This window comes from Psychrobacter sp. W2-37-MNA-CIBAN-0211 (assembly GCF_040309405.1).
GTDB classification, from domain to species: domain Bacteria; phylum Pseudomonadota; class Gammaproteobacteria; order Pseudomonadales; family Moraxellaceae; genus Psychrobacter; species Psychrobacter glaciei.
Genome location: NZ_JBEOOU010000005.1, coordinates 139,973 through 153,790 on the forward strand (window position 1 = coordinate 139,973; position 13,818 = coordinate 153,790).

Annotated in this window: 9 protein-coding genes and 1 pseudogene; all 10 read right to left on the reverse strand. The window is 43.1% G+C overall.

Annotated features, from left to right (window positions below; translation table 11 throughout):
• Positions 1–126 precede the first annotated feature (126 nt).
• Positions 127–705, reverse strand: coding sequence for a tRNA adenosine(34) deaminase TadA (gene tadA, locus AAEY72_RS07515; protein ID WP_352310080.1), 579 nt, complete (start codon positions 703–705; stop codon positions 127–129).
• Between the two features lie 15 nt (positions 706–720).
• Positions 721–1,458 carry a uracil-DNA glycosylase gene (locus tag AAEY72_RS07520; protein ID WP_010200131.1) on the reverse strand — a complete coding sequence of 246 codons (738 nt, stop codon included), beginning with the start codon at positions 1,456–1,458 and terminating at the stop codon, positions 721–723.
• 452 nt (positions 1,459–1,910) lie between these two features.
• A pseudogene (locus AAEY72_RS07525) lies at positions 1,911–4,332 on the reverse strand (AAA family ATPase); the annotation flags it as partial.
• A gap of 682 nt (positions 4,333–5,014) precedes the next feature.
• The gene (locus tag AAEY72_RS07530) at positions 5,015–5,410 is read right to left on the reverse strand and encodes an ATP-dependent Clp protease adaptor ClpS (protein WP_240215470.1); all 396 of its coding nucleotides are present in this window, start codon (positions 5,408–5,410) and stop codon (positions 5,015–5,017) included.
• A gap of 199 nt (positions 5,411–5,609) precedes the next feature.
• The gene (locus tag AAEY72_RS07535; protein ID WP_201590941.1) at positions 5,610–6,485 is read right to left on the reverse strand and encodes a hypothetical protein; all 876 of its coding nucleotides are present in this window, start codon (positions 6,483–6,485) and stop codon (positions 5,610–5,612) included.
• 174 nt (positions 6,486–6,659) lie between these two features.
• Complete coding sequence (gene argC / locus AAEY72_RS07540; protein ID WP_352310081.1) at positions 6,660–7,727, reverse strand: N-acetyl-gamma-glutamyl-phosphate reductase; 1,068 nt, start codon at positions 7,725–7,727, stop codon at positions 6,660–6,662.
• 151 nt (positions 7,728–7,878) lie between these two features.
• Complete coding sequence (gene hemE, locus AAEY72_RS07545) at positions 7,879–9,015, reverse strand: uroporphyrinogen decarboxylase (RefSeq protein WP_352310082.1); 1,137 nt, start codon at positions 9,013–9,015, stop codon at positions 7,879–7,881.
• A gap of 465 nt (positions 9,016–9,480) precedes the next feature.
• Complete coding sequence (gene proB / locus AAEY72_RS07550) at positions 9,481–10,653, reverse strand: glutamate 5-kinase (protein ID WP_201590950.1); 1,173 nt, start codon at positions 10,651–10,653, stop codon at positions 9,481–9,483.
• Positions 10,654–10,736: 83 nt separating this feature from the next.
• On the reverse strand, positions 10,737–11,948 hold the full coding sequence (gene cgtA / locus AAEY72_RS07555) for an Obg family GTPase CgtA (RefSeq protein ID WP_010200157.1): 1,212 nt from the start codon (positions 11,946–11,948) through the stop codon (positions 10,737–10,739).
• A gap of 312 nt (positions 11,949–12,260) precedes the next feature.
• The gene (locus AAEY72_RS07560) at positions 12,261–13,703 is read right to left on the reverse strand and encodes a glyceraldehyde-3-phosphate dehydrogenase (protein WP_352310083.1); all 1,443 of its coding nucleotides are present in this window, start codon (positions 13,701–13,703) and stop codon (positions 12,261–12,263) included.
• Positions 13,704–13,818 lie beyond the last annotated feature (115 nt).

Consider the following 13,818-nt stretch of genomic DNA (forward strand, 5'->3'; position numbering starts at 1 on the left):
GATGCTAAAACCACCCCAAACGTTGTTGTAGACCCTAGCTAAGGTCTCGACATTATCGTCGGTTTACGCCTAGTTTGGGAAGATTTTAGCGATCAGCAGTCCTAATATTTTAATGTTCAACAGACCCTAATTGTTAATGACAGTGTTTTTACTTTTTTTGGCTGCGCGGCGACGTTCACGAAAAAAATGCTTTAGCATCTGACTACTATGCTCACGGCATAAACCTTTATCAACTTGAATACTATGATTATAGAAAGGCTGCATGGCTAAGTTCATTTGACTACCAACCATGCCCGCTCGAGGTTCGCTCGCCGCATAGACCAGTCTATCCACACGGCCATGAACGAGTGCGCCAACACACATCGTACAGGGCTCTAAAGTCACGTACAAAGTTGTCTGTAATGGCAGGCGGTAGTTTTTTAAACGCGCGCACGCATCCCTTAGTGCAACTATCTCAGCATGAGCAGTCGCATCATGGCGTCCAATTGGCTCATTGAAGCCTTGCCCGATGATCTGCTGATTGTGTACCAACACTGCGCCTACTGGCACTTCTCCGAGTGCCGCCCCTTGTTTAGCCAGTAGCAATGCTTTTTGCATCCATTTAACGTCTTGCAGCGACCAAAATGTACTGCTTGCAAGTGGCATCTCTACTTCAATATCGGCCAATTGGCTAGGTATTAACGGATGAGATTGTAAATTTATCATTAGATTATTTGTTATCTATTGTGGTAATTGCCAGTCAATTGGTGTTTGTCCATACTGTACCAAGTAATCATTGGTTTTAGAAAATGGCTTGGAACCAAAAAATCCACCACGATTAGCAGCCAATGGTGAAGGATGCACAGCCGTTAAAATCAGATGTTTTTCAGTATCGATATACTTGCCTTTTTTCTGCGCTTTACTGCCCCACAATATAAATATCGTGTGCTCCGTTTGTTGATTGACCACATCAATCACGGCATCGGTAAACTGCTCCCAACCTTTATTTTGATGACTATTCGGCTCACCTTCTCGCACCGTTAATGAGCTGTTCAAGAGTAAAACTCCTTGCTGCGCCCAATACGTTAAATCACCATGCGCTGAGTAACTGGTGCCGATATCATTGGCCATTTCTTTGAGTAAGTTATTAAGTGACGGCGGCTTGGGAATCGCTTTAGGCACAGAAAAAGATAGCCCCATTGCCTGACCTGGACGATGATAAGGGTCTTGTCCCAAGATAACGACTTTGACCTTCGATAAAGGGGTTAGGTTAAAGGCATTGAACATCAGCGGTGCAGGTGGGTAAACACTCTCATCTGATTGATAGGCTTCCTTTAAAAAAGCTCGTAGGTTATCCATATTATCAGAGGTTAATTCATCTGCTAGTGCCGTTTTCCAGTCTGCTGGTAAACGTACATTGTCTAAAATCGCTTGCCTTTGCTCTGGGGTCTTCGTCGGCTGTTCGTCAAACAGTTCCATGGTACATCCTTATTATATTTGTTATGAATAATTACTTCGCAACTATAGTTAAAATATCCTAGAAACGCGACGGTATTGCTGATATTAATTTTTTGTAGCCTCTGTCTGCGCAAGCACAGCAAACAAGAAAAATTGGTATCAGCAGTGCGTGATGGTTCGATATTACTTTTCACTGACTATAGCGTGGTTTAAAAGTTGATGGTAACAAAAAACGATATGAGGTTTGTTGATAAATTATAGCAATAAAAAAACGGCTACCACAGCAATATGGTAGCCGTTTTTATAAAGCTAATGTAAAACCGTTTAGCTGGCCAATGATTCAGAGTCTGAGCGCGGCTCATGGGTCTCAACGACTGTTAAGATAATCCGACTATTCGCTGAACCTTTATCCGATACCTTATCCAGTTTCATGGTAGCGCCATCTTGCTCATCGCCCGCTTCAGGCTCTAAGGTAAGATGAACAACCCCACCGTTAACCAAATCTCCAAACAAAATCATACTTGCCAATGGTTTTTTGATTTCGTCTTGAATCAGACGCTGCATCGGACGCGCACCCATCAAACGGTCATATCCTTTTACAGCCAAGTAATCACGTACTTCATCATCAATCTCTAGCGTGACTTGCTTATCATCAAGCTGTACTTGTAGCTCGACCAAGAATTTATCTACCACTGACACCACCACTGATGTATCTAGTGAATTGAACTGAATGGTAGCATCTAAGCGGTTGCGGAATTCAGGGGTAAAGACACGTTTGAGCGATTCTGTATTATCACGGCTATGATCTTGCTGGGTAAAGCCCATCGAAGAGCGGCTAATACTATCAGCACCCACGTTGGTGGTCATAATGACGATCACTTGCTTAAAGATAGCGACACGACCGTTATTATCCGTCAACGTACCATGATCCATCACTTGTAATAACAAGTTGAATACATCAGGATGCGCTTTTTCAATCTCATCAAGCAATAAGACACAATGCGGATGCTGATTGATTTTTTCAGTAAGCAGTCCACCTTGATCAAAACCGACATAGCCGGGAGGCGCACCAATCAGACGTGATGCGGTATGGGCTTCCATATATTCTGACATATCGAAGCGCACCAATTCTACGCCTAATAATTTTGCCAACTGACGCGATACTTCTGTCTTACCAACCCCTGTCGGACCGGCAAACATAAATGACCCAATTGGCTTATCTGGCGCTTTTAGACCCGCACGAGACAATTTAATGGCATCTGCCAAGGTCTCAATCGCTTCGTCTTGACCAAATACTAAATGCTTAAGATCACGATCTAAATGCTCAAGAATACTCTTATCATCGCTTGATACCGACTTGGGCGGAATACGCGCAAGCTTGGCCACGATGGCTTCAATGTCTGCCACATCGATTTTCATCGGTGGTTTTTTCTTGGCCTTCGCCGCTTTTGACTCATCAGATGATTTAGCACGATCATTGGCTTTTGCAGTATTGGCTTCATCCTGCATTTCATTATCGTCGTCATTACTGGTTATGTCATTATGAATATCGCTCTCAAGAGCTTCAACATCGGCATCAATCTGCGCATCGAAGTCTTGCTCCAAATCAGCAATGAAGCTTTCTTCTGCTTCGATATCATCGGTATCCGGAATCACGCCTAAACGCTTATAAGCACCAGCTTCATCGATAACATCAATTGCCTTATCAGGTAAAAAGCGCTCGTGAATATGCTTGGCCGATAACTGTACAGCGGTGACTAATGCTTCATCTGTATATTCAACGTTGTGAAACTCTTCGTAACGCGGTTTGAGACCCCGTAAAATATCGATACTGTCATCGACACTTGGCTCTTTCACATCAATTTTTTGAAAACGACGCGAGAGTGCATGGTCTTTTTCAAACACCTGACGATACTCAGTGAAGGTCGTTGAACCAATACAACGCAATTCACCGTTGGCAAGCGCCGGTTTGATTAGGTTAGACACATCCATGTTGCTACTCATTGAAGAGCCTGCACCAATAATCATGTGAATCTCATCGATAAACAAGATGGCATTGGGCTTTTTCTTCATTGCATCAAGGAGCGATTTCATACGCTTTTCAAAATCACCACGGTACTTAGTACCAGCAATGAGTGAGCCAATATCTAAGCTATAAATCACACAGCCGTTAAGCGGCTTTGGTGCTTTATCATTGATAATTAACCATGCCAAACCTTCAGCGATAGACGTTTTACCAACCCCTGGCTCACCAACCAACAATGGGTTATTTTTGCGGCGACGACAGAGTACTTGCGCCGCACGCTCAATCTCAGAAGTACGTCCAATTAATGGATCAGTTTTACCTTCTGCCGCACGCTGGTTTAGGTTAGTAGCGAACTCAACCAACGGATCTTTGCTGGTTTTTTCAGAAGCACTACGACGTTCTCCAGTCGTAGAAGCACGAGGCTCTGATGGCTCATCTTTATCTTGACCATGTGATAAATACTGGGTCAGCTCAAGACGACTGATGCCTTGTTTTTTGAGCAAATAAACAGCGTAAGTATCGTGCTCGGAAAACATAGATACCAAGATATCTGAGCCTTCGACCAAACGACCACCACCAATAGACTGCACATGAAAAATAGCACGTTGCAGGATGCGATCAAAGCTTTGGGTTGGCTGTGGTGATTGCTCCGTTTCTGCATCTACCGTTGGCGTATGCTTATTGATATAAGCCTCGAGCTCGGTACGTAGCGTTGAAACATTTGCATTGCACGCCGTTAATGTGTTGGCAGCATGCGTGTTCTCTAACAGTGCCAACAATAAATGTTCAACAGTGAGATACTCATGCGATTTTTGGCGCGCAAGTGTCATTGCTAAACGCAAAGAAACTTCAAGATGACGACTTAACATAAGGACTTCCTACGGTTGTACCTATCTTATAAATTGATAGCTTTATGAATGAGTTAGGTAGTAAATCAGGGCGATAGATGTATTGTTCAAGGGCAATGTTAGTATTATTAAGAGACACGACCAAACGATGATTGAAGTGTACCGTGTATCAGTTAGTGAGTGTTTCGACCTATCTAGCAATGATTGTGATAATTCATATTCGCTTTTCTTTATCTCAACATGATACTCAAACATAGTCAATCTATTAACGCATACTAAAATGTATCTAAGCATACTTTATGAGGGGATGTTGGAAACGAGAAAGTCAGAAAATAACGAATTACACAAATGAGAAGTTGAGAATAAAAAAGATCTTATCAAAATAAGGGCGTAAATAATCAGGGTATTAGGAACATAGCGAAATGCTAAAAAACTGAGCGCAAGACATCCATTTATCACACGACGTTATGTTTAGTATATAAGGCTATTTGAGATAAAAATCAAGATCAAAGCAGAAAGAAGACTGATTACTTAGGAGAGGTATGAGGGCTGATTTGCGGTGAAGTAATAGTTGAACTGCCTAGTAAAAAGGCTTTTAAAAAATATTACGGGTATATACTCTTGGAAGTGGCAGTATTAAATAGCTGATTAAATAATATCAAACAAGGTGAAAAGCTGCGAAAAAATAAAACCGTTGTGACGGCTATTCACCCTGATGTGGCTCAATTTGAGTCAATAAAGGATAGCCTTCGCGATGAGCCAAACTGTTTACCTTTTTGGCTTTGGTTTCAGCGATATCTTTGGGATAGATACCAGCAATACCTTTACTGCTGTTGTGAATCGTCAACATCACTTCAACGGCAGAATCAACACTGTGGCGAAATTCCGACTGTAAAACATAGACGACAAATTCCATCGGCGTGTAATTGTCATTATACATCACGACCGCATACATCGGCGGCTTCGCCACTTCTGGCTCGGCCACGAGCACGTCTGCTTGCGGCGACGTCTCATCCTCTGGCACACTGTCTTGAGCACGCTGTGCAGGTATGTTGGGAAAATGCCAATCGAAAACGGTTGGCCTAGCTTGTAGAGTCATAGGTTTTATCATAATAAAAATATAATTATAAGGTAAATTCTAAATAAAAAGGAGGTTATACAGAGAGGCTATTTGGTGCATAGTTGGCATGTAACAAAGCACCTTTGCTTTCACTTAGCTGCTATCAGTAGCCATTATGTTTAACTAACTTTGGCTCATACCACTAAATTTCAAGTGCTTATTAAAATTTGAGTAATAATCAAGGTTCAATAGGACTTTCATCTACTTCTGGCAAGTCTAAAAGGGAGAGCGGCATATTGTCGACCCTATCGCCAAGCCTCCAATCATACAGCTGTTCTTTTTGTTGCCCACCAGCTCTTAAAGTCAGTTTAGCCTGTAAAGGCTTAAATCCTGATGGCATCATAAAGCGACCACGAATACGTACAATACCTTTGATCGAATAACTGGCAGGATCTAGTGGCACTTCCACAAAGTCATCATTGTCAATTAATGTCAAAATTGGTGTTAAACGCTTGGCAGTGCCATCTTTACTCAGCATACCAACATCAAAACCATATTCGAAAGCGTTCTCAGGTAACGGCTTAATATTAGCGCCAATTATCTGTAGTGGCATGCCACCATTATCACTAATCACCTCAGTATAAAGCTCATTAAGCTGGGTAACTTGTTTGTTTTCAATGGTTAATTCTTTTTGTGTGGCGCGTAACTCTTCTAAATTTGTCAAACTTATCGCCAGCTCTTGCTTGGCAGTGGCGGCTTCACTCGTGGCAATCTTATTGCTAACACGTAGATCTTTCAGCTCTTTAGTTGCCTCAGTGCTGTTGATAATCGCTTGTTTGGTTTCAGTTTGCATCGCATGAAAGCCGCGCTGATAACCAAGCTTGTGACCAAACACCAACCCAACGATAGCTGTCGCTAATATGGCCACGACAAAAAGCGCCAGTACCAGTGTCGAAGCACCTGTTTGGCTCGCACTGAGACTGTTCCGACTATCGATAGTGCCATTACTGACTTGTAAAGAATGTCGGCTACGCTCCAATTTATATGAAATAGCGTCTTGGCACGATAGACGTGCTGGCTGTGAGCAAAAGCGTAGTACAATCTTAACACGCATTTAGACAGTATCTCTTAACAGTAAGGGCAGGTTATTATAGCGGAATTTATAATCAATACCTAGCACCATCAATATGAACGATGTGACAATAAAAAAATGAGGTAACTTAATAGGTTATGTTTGATCCCTCGACCATGACAGTGCTTATTTATGAACGTTCAACACGCCTCAATATTAAGGAACAATAGGCGCGAAATTCAATCCCAGTGATTCATCAAGACCAAACATCACATTCATATTTTGTACCGCCTGCCCTGCCGCGCCCTTTACTAAGTTATCTTGTACCACGATAACCGTCAGTTCAGCTCGGTCATTGTCTTGATGTACCGCAATCCGCAGACGGTTGCTGGCACGTACACTGCGCGTATCAGGATAAATACCTTTTGGCATGACATCAACGAACAACTCTGACGCATAGCACTCTTCAAATACTTGTTGCCAATCGATAGCCGCGCCTTCCTCAGTCATCTCTATATGGATGGAGCTCAGCATCCCACGAATCATTGGCACTAGATGCGGTAAAAAACGAATACGATGGCTAAACTGACTGTCTAATAGCTGCGAAACTCCTTGCTCAATCTCTGGCAAATGGCGATGACCTGCAACGCTATAAGTTTTAAAATTGTCTGTCGTTTCCGCATAATTAAGCGCCAAACTTGCCTGACGTCCCGCCCCTGAAACACCAGATTTGGCATCAATAACGATACGTGCGTCGATCAAGCGTGCTGCTTGCTTGTTTTGTGCGTCAATAATGGGTTTTAGTCCCAAAATAGCCGTGGTTGGATAACAGCCAGGGTTCCCTACTACTAAGGCGTTTGCAAGCTTGTGGCGATTGACTTCAGGTAGACCATAAACAGCTGTCTTCAATAACTCAGGGCAGGCATGCGACTGTTGATACCAATGCTCAAACTCCGTCAATGACTGGAGACGAAAATCAGCAGCCAGATCGATGACTCGCACACCTGCTTGAGTCAACGCTTCCGCTTGCTTCATCGCGACACCGTGTGGCGTGGCAAAAAATACCACATCACATTTTTGCAACGTTGCAAGTGTATCATCACCCAAGTCACTAAAGACGATGTCTGAGATACCGCGTAAGCTTGGGAATATCTCATCAGCACGTGTACCAGCTTCGCTACGTGACGTTAGCAAATCAATAGAAACCTCAGGATGAGCGGATAGTAAGCGAATCAGCTCAATACCTGTATACCCTGTGCCACCGACGATTGCTGCTGAAATCATAAGATATCCCCTTTTACTCAATAATGTAATTGCTAGGCTATAGCTAACACTGGATTTTAACTTTATAAGTCAAATTTATCATAGCATTTAAATACCCCAGTGGCTAAATAGCAGAGTAGTTAAATAAAACGGTGATTAAATAAAACAGTGGCTAGATTTTATAATCATGCACGGCATCAATAAATACTTTGGCATTATCAGGGTTGACCCACTGCGTAATACCATGACCTAAATTCGCCACGTAGCCGGTTTTTTCGCCGTTAGCATAGGCATCATCAAGCATTAATTTTACTTCTGAGCGGATGGTTTCAGGAGAACCATACAAGGTTGCTGGGTCCAAATTACCTTGAAGCGCTTTGCTAGCTTGTAGTTTTTTATGCTGCTTAGTCAATTGACGCTGACTCTCAGTCAACGCCTGACGCGCACGATCAAGCGGCATCGTCCAATCTAGACCTAAGGCATCCGCTTCACTATCTGCTTGGATATCTAGCCATAGTCCGCCGCCCTTGGTGAATAATACCACTGGTATATCAGGGTGACGCACTTTTAGCTCAGCGACGATGCGCTTATTATAAGCGTGTGAAAAATCGATAAACTGACGATGACCAAGCGCGCCGCCCCAGCTATCAAAAATCTGTAGCACCTGAGCACCAGCAACGACTTGCGCGTCTAAATAGTCAATAACAGACGTAGCAAGCTTATCTAATAATTGATGCAAAAAAGCAGGGTTGCTATACAAAAAGCCTTTGGTATAACGATAATCCTTTGAGCTAGCGCCTTCAATCATATAAGTCGCTAGTGTCCACGGGCTGCCAGAAAAGCCAAACAAGGGGACTTGGCCATTAAGCGCTTTGCGAATACTTGTCACCGCACGCATGACATAATCAAGAGAATCATTCACATCAAGCACAGGCAATCTATCTAAATCTGCTTGCGTACGAATAGGGTGTTTAAACTTCGGCCCTTCTCCAGCTTCAAAATACAAACCCAATCCCATAGCATCAGGAATGGTCAGAATATCACTGAATAAAATAGCGGCGTCCAAATCATAACGACGTAAGGGCTGCAAAGTGACTTCAGTTGCGCGGTCAGTATCTCGGCACAAGCTCATAAAATCACCTGCTTCAGCGCGGGTGGCTTTGTACTCTGGTAAATAACGACCTGCTTGACGCATCATCCACACTGGGGTGGTGTCTATCGTCTCAAAACGAAATGCGCGGAGCAATCTGTCGTTTTTTAAAGGGGCAAATTCTTGCTGAAGCGAGTTGCTATGGTCTGAAGCACTCATGTACAAATCTCCAAAGCAGCACGGTATTCATTGTTACTATTTTCAATGAATACCGTGCTGGATAAAATAAGTTGAATATAAAGGATATAAAACGCGTTGCACGTTGGATAATTAAGCTTTCATTCAAAGACACATTTTAGTCAACGCTGTCTTTGAATCCAAAAACGTCTCGTATCATTAAGTAATACTGGTTCTTAGATTTTTGAGTGCTCGTTACTGCTAAATACTGATAAATGCCTACATGTTGACAGTTTTCAAACGTTGATAAGTCATGCTATGACGTATATAAGCTATCAACCGACACATCACTATGACTCATCAGCACCTGCAAACAGGCCATATCCAAATTATATAGTTGGTTCAATATAATTTGGATATAAGAAAGTGGAGCGAAAGTGCTATAAAAAGTGCTGTAAATAGTAGACTAAGCGAGACTGACAGCGTATCCAATTTATATAGGATTGACTATACCGTCAATGCTAAGTTGTCACGATGTACCATGACAACGCGCTCTTCATTACTACCGAAAATTTTATCAAAGCTTTCGGTACGCTCACGAGCCACACGTCGCGCATCATGCGATGAAAAATTCACTTGCCCGACGGCTATACGTTCGTTTGTATCTTGATGAATAATCTCTACCACATCGCCTTCATCAAAACCGCCGCGCACTTCTACGACCCCAACTGGCAGCAAGCTTCTATTGTGTTCAGTCAGCGCTCTAGCTGCACCAGCATCGACAATCAAGCTGCCTGACATGCGCAGATGCGCTGCAAGCCATTGTTTGCGAGCAATGATTTTGTCTTCTTCGTTGGTAGTCAGTAATGTACCCACTGCCTCACCTGAAACGACACGAGTGATAACATCATCAATAGCACCGCTTACGATAACGGTTGGACACCCACCCATCGCTGCAAGACGACCAGCACGGATTTTGGTCAACATACCACCGCGTCCGAGCTTGCCACCATCCCCTGCGATATCAAACAAGTAATCAGCCATCGCCCGCTCTTGACGTATCATTTTGGCATCAGGATTGTCACGTGGGTTATCAGTAAACACACCGTCTTGATCGGTTAGGATAATATACAAGTCAGCATTGACCATCGCTGCTGCCATTGCACCTAACGTGTCATTATCACCAAATTTGATCTCATCAATAGTGATGGTATCGTTTTCATTAATGACAGGTAGTACGCGCCATTCTAGTAATTGCGTCAGCGCACCCGTCGTATTGAGGTAACGGCTACGGTTGGACAAATCATCATGAGTCAATAGTAGCTGCGAGCTTTGAATACCATGCTGGATCAATGCTGACCACCACGTTTCAATCAGACCCATTTGACCAATAGAAGCGCAGGCCTGTAGTGCAGCTAGTTTCTTAGGGCGCTCCTCAAGGTTCATACGTACCACACCTTCAGCAACGGCACCTGACGATACCAGTAGCACCTCCACACCTTTTTTGTGCAGCTTAGCAATCTGTTTTGCCCACTCATATATGGCAGTACGATCTAGCCCTCGACCGTTATTAGTTAATAACGATGAACCAATCTTGACAATAACGCGCTGAATATCAAAGTTGCGAGTTTGCTTAATAAACCTTGCCTCTTCGGTCGTGTTTTCTATGTCACCTGCCATATAAACTCCTGTTTCTTTTATGGATTAATTACGGGGGTTAATTTAAAAAATCAGCTCAAATATATCAACTCAAACGAAATAACTTAGGGAACGTATACGACTTCAACGCCATCGTCATCATCATCCAGTTCGTCTTCGTTGACTAAGTCTGTGCCTTCACGCGCCGCTTTGCGAGCCGCACGATATGCTTCACGCTGAGCTTCAGTATTGAGACGCACTTCTGCTTCTAAACGCTCAAAACGCGCCTTTTGTGCTTCAGCGAAGATAGGATCTTCTAGTTCACGCTCACGCTCACGCTCAATCTCATTCATTAAATGATATTTAACTGCATCAGTCCCTTCACCCATTAAGGTTGACGTGCGAAATACATCGCCTGTCCACTCAAGCTCGGCGACAATATGAGTACAAAGCTCATCTAACTCTTCGTCAGGCACCTGATCAATTTTGTTTAATATCAAAATCTGGGGCAAGTTGGATAACTCAGGCGAAAAACGCTCAAGTTCATTCAAGATAACACAAGCGTTGGCTACCGGATCGCTGCCATCAATTGGCTTTACATCAACCACATGTAACAGACGACGAGTACGAGCCACATGTTTTAAGAAACGAATGCCAAGTCCAGCACCTTCTGAAGCACCTTCGATCAAACCTGGAATATCTGCCATCACAAATGAGCGATGACGACCGATATCAACCACACCTAGATTCGGAACGAGGGTGGTAAACGGATAGTCAGCAACTTTTGGTCTAGCAGCAGAGACTTGACGAATAAAGGTAGATTTACCAGCATTAGGCAAACCAATCAAGCCAACATCAGCCACAACTTTTAGCTCAAATTTAAGAACTTTTAACTCACCTTCAAAACCAGACGTAGCCTTACGTGGTGCTTGGTTGGTCGAGCTTTTGAAATGGGTATTACCCAAACCACCATCGCCACCTTTGGCAATCAGTAACGTCTGATCAAGTTCAACCAAGTCACCCAACACTTCGTCAGTTTCGGTATCAACTACCGTGGTACCGATAGGTACTGGTAAAAACAAATCATCAGAGCCCTTGCCTGAACAGTTTCTACTGTGGCCATTCTCTGCTCGCATAGCATCGTGACGACGGGTATAACGATAGTCCACTAGGGTGTTGGTGTTATCCTCTGCAATGACGTAAATATCTCCGCCCTTGCCACCATCTCCACCATCAGGTCCACCACGTGGGACATATTTTTCTCGGCGAAAACTGGCGATTCCGTTACCACCGTCACCTGCTTTTACCGTTACGACGGCTTCATCAATAAATCGCATCTTACGTTCCTTAATTTACCATCCAGTTTATCAACTGGTTACAGTCAGCGACTGTATTTTAGGGTATAGCTATGTGTTTGTGTGGTTATAAAAACCAATAATTTTAAAAACTGATTTAAAAAATATTTGCGACCCGTGTGTGAAGCCGCCCTTGGTAGTCATTATGACAATAACACCCGATAACCAATCGGACTATCGGGTGCTTAAGTACTGCATCTAAAAACTAGCGCATCTAAAAACCGACGAATCTATACGGATTGCAAGGTACTACCGCATAAATACTACCGCATAAATGATGTCACCTTAGACTTTTTATGCTGGAATCTGAGTGTAGCTGATTCCAGCCATTTGCGTTGCCAAACGCAATACTTGCGTACTGTAGCCAACTTCATTGTCATACCAAATGTAAACAATGGCATGATTATCCGTCAAAATAGTCGCTTGAGCATCGATGATACCGACATGAGTCGTGCCAACAAAATCCGTTGATACGGCTTCTGTAGAGTCAGTATAAGCAATTTGCGACTGCCAAGTACTGCTGTTGGCCATCTTGCGCAAAAATTCATTTAATGCATCAGCGCTTTTTGGTGCCGTTTTAAGGTTCAAATTTAAAATAGCTAAACTGACATTTGGCGTTGGTACACGGATAGCATTACCCGTTAATTTACCACTTAGTTCTGGCAATGCTTTGCCAACTGCTTTTGCCGCGCCTGTGCTCGTGATAACCATGTTCATCACAGCACTGCGACCACGGCGGTCTGCTTTGTGATAATTATCAACTAAGTTTTGATCATTGGTGAATGAGTGGATAGTCTCTACGTGACCGTTTTCGATGCCATACTCATCGTTCAGCACATTAAGCGTTGGTGTAATGGCATTGGTCGTACAGCTAGCAGCACTAACGATAGTATCTTCGCCAACCGTATTGTTATTCACACCATAGACCACATTTTTGATATCGCCGCCAGCAGGTGCAGTTAACAGAACTTTTTTCACACCAGTAGATTGTAGGTGCTTGCCAAGGCCTGCTTCATCTTTCCAGATACCTGTATTATCGATGACCAAAGCGTTGTCGATACCATAAGCATTGTAATCGATTTCACTAGGGTCTTTGGCATAAATCACTTGCACAAAACGACCGTTAATAATCATACCGTTATTGTCATCATCGATACTAATGCCACCCAAAAACCTACCATGAATCGAGTCACGCTCAAGCAATGAAATACGCTTAGCCAAATCACCAGCAGCAGCTGGACGTACAACGATGGCTTTTAGTTGCAGACCTTTTGCACTTGATGCTTGTGACAGTAGCAGACGGGTCAAAATACGACCAATACGGCCAAAACCATACAATACAACGTCCGTCGCACCATTCACGGCACCTGCATTATTGACAGATTTTAGTGCAGCTTGTACGTCAGTGTCATTAGCAATCAATTGACCAACGTCGATACGAGTGGCTTGAATGTCTTTGCTCTCTGCGATGACTTTTACCATTGCTAACGTGTCAGCGATATCGATAGCCTTAGCGCCATGGTCGCGCAGTGCTACTTTTTGGTGTAGTGCTAATATCTGACCAACTGAGGTAGTACCTAGCGTTTCACCGAACAATGTTACTTGTACATCTTGCTCATTATAGAGCTTGTTCAATAGCCCCATAAGCTCGATCGCTTGTTGCTCTTGGTTGTTGTAATTGCTCAAGTGCTCTTGATGTAGTTGGCGTAAGGTATCAGCATTGCTCACGAGAAACATCCTTATGATCAGTAAAGTATTATGAAAAAGTATCAAATAGATAGATTAAATTTAGTCTAAGTAGCTACTCAAATAAAATGACAGAAGAATATTCATGTCAATCATTTTCATCAGA

Bases quoted from the DNA above. Each gene is read 5' to 3' on its own strand.
- tadA (WP_352310080.1), bottom strand. From the start codon at position 705: ATGATAAATTTACAATCTCATCCGTTAATACCTAGCCAATTGGCCGAT.
- AAEY72_RS07520 (WP_010200131.1), bottom strand. From the start codon at position 1,458: ATGGAACTGTTTGACGAACAGCCGACGAAGACCCCAGAGCAAAGGCAA.
- AAEY72_RS07530 (WP_240215470.1), bottom strand. From the start codon at position 5,410: ATGACTCTACAAGCTAGGCCAACCGTTTTCGATTGGCATTTTCCCAAC.
- AAEY72_RS07535 (WP_201590941.1), bottom strand. From the start codon at position 6,485: ATGCGTGTTAAGATTGTACTACGCTTTTGCTCACAGCCAGCACGTCTA.
- argC (WP_352310081.1), bottom strand. From the start codon at position 7,727: ATGATTTCAGCAGCAATCGTCGGTGGCACAGGGTATACAGGTATTGAG.
- hemE (WP_352310082.1), bottom strand. From the start codon at position 9,015: ATGAGTGCTTCAGACCATAGCAACTCGCTTCAGCAAGAATTTGCCCCT.
- proB (WP_201590950.1), bottom strand. From the start codon at position 10,653: ATGGCAGGTGACATAGAAAACACGACCGAAGAGGCAAGGTTTATTAAG.
- cgtA (WP_010200157.1), bottom strand. From the start codon at position 11,948: ATGCGATTTATTGATGAAGCCGTCGTAACGGTAAAAGCAGGTGACGGT.
- AAEY72_RS07560 (WP_352310083.1), bottom strand. From the start codon at position 13,703: ATGTTTCTCGTGAGCAATGCTGATACCTTACGCCAACTACATCAAGAG.